Origin of the sequence: Methanobrevibacter sp. (genome assembly GCF_045577275.1) — an archaeon.
Classification (GTDB): Archaea; Methanobacteriota; Methanobacteria; order Methanobacteriales; family Methanobacteriaceae; genus Methanobrevibacter.
In genome coordinates this window covers 1-2,213 of the sequence record NZ_JAZNIB010000280.1, presented here as the reverse complement: position 1 = coordinate 2,213, position 2,213 = coordinate 1, and the positions used below count along the sequence as shown (strand labels likewise).

At 36.0% G+C, this 2,213-nt stretch carries 2 protein-coding genes; one reads left to right on the top strand and one right to left on the bottom strand.

Going from position 1 to position 2,213, the window contains the following annotated elements; all coding sequences use genetic code 11:
• Positions 1-1,302 (bottom strand): SLC13 family permease (locus ACKI67_RS08210; protein WP_407463021.1); only part of this gene is annotated, 1,302 nt, incomplete at its 3' end.
• A gap of 576 nt (positions 1,303-1,878) precedes the next feature.
• Between ACKI67_RS08210 and ACKI67_RS08205 the strand changes: the two genes are divergently transcribed.
• Positions 1,879-2,100: a DUF6677 family protein gene (locus ACKI67_RS08205; protein ID WP_407463019.1), complete on the top strand. Its 222-nt coding sequence runs from the start codon at positions 1,879-1,881 to the stop codon at positions 2,098-2,100.
• Positions 2,101-2,213 lie beyond the last annotated feature (113 nt).

The following is a 2,213-nucleotide window of genomic DNA, read 5'->3' as shown; positions in this document are numbered from 1 at the left end:
CTTTGTGATAGGAACATAACCGGATGCGTAGACAATTGCGTTAGGAGGTGTGGAGACAGGCATCATAAATCCGAGTGATGAAGATAAAGCAATACCTACGGCAACAGGAATAGGACTGAATCCCAGTGACAGAGCTGTAGTAATTGCAATCGGACCAATAAGGTTGGTAGATGCTGTGTTTGATGTGAACTCTGTAAGCAAGAGTGTGAAAACACAGAAAACCGCAATGAAGATAATCTCTGATGGATTAGATCCTATCATGCTGCTTAGACAGCTACCCATCCAGTCGGATAGGCCTGTGGTGTACATCAGTGCTCCTAGGGACAAACCACCACCGAAAAGCAGCAGTGTGCTCCAATCTATACCTGCAACACCGTCTTTCCATTTCAGTGTCATCTCTCCGTTCTTAAGGTTTACTGGCAGGAAGAACAGCAACAATCCACCAATTAAAGCAACTATGTGCTCTGGGAAATATCTGCTGAATGCTTTCACAATTGCGGCATCAGGGCCGTAGATGATAGTCAGTACTGCTGGTGTAATCCAAAGAATAACTGTCAATATGAAAGCAAATAGTGTATTCTTCTGTGCTTTGGTCCATTTGCCGAGTTCCTTGACATGTTCGCTGATGTATGTCTCTGCTCCTTTTATGTGCTTGTCATCTGATGGGTACATACGCCATAATATGATATAAGTCAACACGAAATAGGCAATCATTGCAACAAATCCCCACATCATCCATTGGGCGAATGATATATGTGGAGCGTTAGGGGCAAGTTGCTCGAGGAATCCCATCATAATGAGGTTGGAAGGTGTACCGATTGGAGTGAAGACGCCACCAATGGAACAGGCATAAGCTATCATCAGCATAACCCCTGTGGCATATTTATAATTGGAAAGGTCTATTTCCTTACCGTTTTTAGCCATCATCTCCCTGATGGCTTCAAGAAGTCCCAGTGCAATTGGGAACATCATAGCTGCTGTGGCAGTATTGCTAACCCAACTTGAACAGACCATACATACCAGTCCTATGGCTAGGAAGATGCGCTGAGGGGAGTCCCCTACCCATTTCATTGAAATGATTCCGTAAGCGATACGCTTGTCAAGACCATTCACTATCATAGCTGTTGCAATGAGGAAACTGCCCATAAACAGAAATATTATTGGATTTGCAAAGTTTGCAAAGGCCTCTTTCATAGGCACAACACCCAGCAAGACGCAGAGTGTGGGACCAAGTATGGATGTGACTGGGATAGCTATAGGTTCAGTTATCCACCAAATGGATACCAGTGCCATTATGGCCAACAAGTGATGGGCTGGATCTGATAGTCCATTTATTGGGAGAAACCAGAGTATAATTGCACATAATGGTCCTAAAATGGCACCAATGATGTGACGTTTCCTGTCAAATGAGTTTTCCATTTCTTGCATATCTTCAGCAGAGCCTTGGCTTTCGCTTTCCATATTTATCACTATTGATTTTCATGAATCATTAAAAGCATTGACATAAATAGGCGGTTTAAAATGAATTTTTATTCAAAACTTAAATTCTATTTTAATATGATCATTGTCAAAAAAATTAGTTTGTTTAGTTTCTTTTCCATCTGTAGTTGGATTAGATAGAATAAAACTTACTAATAGCATTTTATTTAATTTTTTTTAATATTTAATAGTATTTTAATTATTGTTAATAAATTATTCGAATAGAAATAAAAAACTCATCATTTTAAAAATATAAAATAAAGAAAATAATTTGTCATATAAGATTAAAAAAATTTGAAAAAGAAAAGAGAATAAAATAAGGTAAAAATACTTAACTAATTGAAATATTTATTAATATGTTTATATATGCTATTCTTAAAGAATTATGGGGGTTAAATTATGGCAAATGTTATTCTTGCAGCAATTTTATCTTTCTTGATTCCAGGATTAGGTCAAGCATATGCTGGAGATATGAAAAAAGGCATAATATTTTTCATAGTATTTTTAATCATCATTGGATTATACATGTTTGTCTTGAATAAATACTTGCCTTTCAATATCATTGAATTGATTTTCGGTCTTTATGCTGCTTACGATGGATATCAAATGGCAAAAGTATAGAAATCTTGTTTCTGGATCTTTTATTCTATAAACAAATTTTTATTAATTTCTTTATTTCTTTATTTATTTATTTTTACCCGATTTATTTGTTTTTTATTATTTTTTTATTATTT

Coding starts and splice junctions, on each gene's coding strand:
- ACKI67_RS08205 (WP_407463019.1), top strand. CDS start 1,879: ATGGCAAATGTTATTCTTGCAGCAATTTTATCTTTCTTGATTCCAGGA.